Annotated in this window: 1 protein-coding gene; it reads right to left on the bottom strand. The window is 46.2% G+C overall.

The window, feature by feature from the left end; all coding sequences use genetic code 11:
- Positions 1–51: 51 nt before the first annotated feature.
- Positions 52–1248 carry an IS256 family transposase gene (locus tag ESV24_RS15170; RefSeq protein WP_111817165.1) on the bottom strand — a complete coding sequence of 399 codons (1197 nt, stop codon included), beginning with the start codon at positions 1246–1248 and terminating at the stop codon, positions 52–54.
- Between the last annotated feature and the right edge of the window lie 87 nt (positions 1249–1335).

Raw genomic sequence — 1335 nt, 5'->3', positions numbered from 1 at the left:
GACACTATCCCGCTAAGTGTGTAAGTTAAAAATAACAGGGGTTGGACTTTTTTAAAGTCTGACCCTTTTTTCATAGATCGTTAGGAACTGATTTAAAATGATGCCCCAGTTCCTTATAGGCATGGTCCATTTCTTGGTTGCTTCTCGCACTGACAAATATACTGATTTCATCACGGCATCGTCCGTTGGGAAAGAAAGTTTGTTCTTTGTGTACTTTCTTATCTTCCCGTTCAGGTTCTCGATAAGGTTTGTGGTATAGATGATCTTCCTGATCTCCAGGGGAAACTCATAGAAAACCGTGAGCTCTTCCCAGTTGTCCCGCCAGCTCTTGACGGCATAGGAATACTTATCGTTCCATTTTTGGGCAAAATCCTCTAAGGCCACCTTGGCCGCTTCTTGATTGGGCGCGTTATAAATATGCTTCATGTCTGCTGTAAAGGCTTTCTTGTCCTTCCATACAACGTACCTGCAAGCATTGCGTATCTGGTGAACCACACAGATCTGGGTCTTGGACTCAGGGAACACATTCTTGATGGTATCGGTAAAACCGTTCAGGTTGTCGGTGGCCGTGATAAGTATATCTTCGGTTCCACGCGCTCTGATATCGGTGAGAACACTCATCCAGAAAGCGGCCGACTCATTTTTGCCGAGCCATAGCCCCAGTACTTCCTTTTTTCCATCACGGCGCAGGCCAACAGCGATATAGACAGTCTTGTTGATGACCTTGGAGTTCTCGCGTACCTTGAACACGATGCCGTCCATCCAGACGATCAGATAGACAGGTTCCAGGGGACGGTTCTGCCAAGCGATTATATCGCCGGATACTTTCTCGGTGATCCTTGATATGGTCGAGGTGGATACGTCAAAGTCATAGACCTCACGTATCTGCTCCTCGATATCGCTGTTGCTCATTCCCTTGGCGTAGAGCGATACGATGACGTTCTCGATGCCATCAACCATATTGCCCCGTTTTGGGACGATCATCGGATTGAACGAGGCCTCCCTGTCCCTGGGAACAGAAATCTCGGATTCGCCAAAGGAAGTTTTTATTTTCTTCTTGGAGTGTCCGTTGCGCACGTTGCCACCACCGGACTTTTGGTGCTTGTCATAATCAAGGTGGCCGTCGAGCTCGCCTTCCAACATCTTTTCGATCCCACGTTTCTGGATCTGCTTCAAAAAGCCTGTGAGCTCTTCGTGGGTCTTGAACTGCTTCAGAAAATCATCTGAAATTAAATCATCTTTCTTCATAAGGTGTAAATATTTAAAATTAAACAAAAAATTAGCGGGGGCATGCCCCCGCTAATTTTTAACTTACACACTTTATGAGATAGTCCC

It is taken from the genome of Aequorivita lipolytica, from assembly GCF_007997135.1.
Lineage (GTDB): Bacteria > Bacteroidota > Bacteroidia > Flavobacteriales > Flavobacteriaceae > Aequorivita > Aequorivita lipolytica.
The sequence above is the reverse complement of the archived record's forward strand: the minus strand, read 5'-3'. Positions and strand labels throughout refer to the sequence as shown.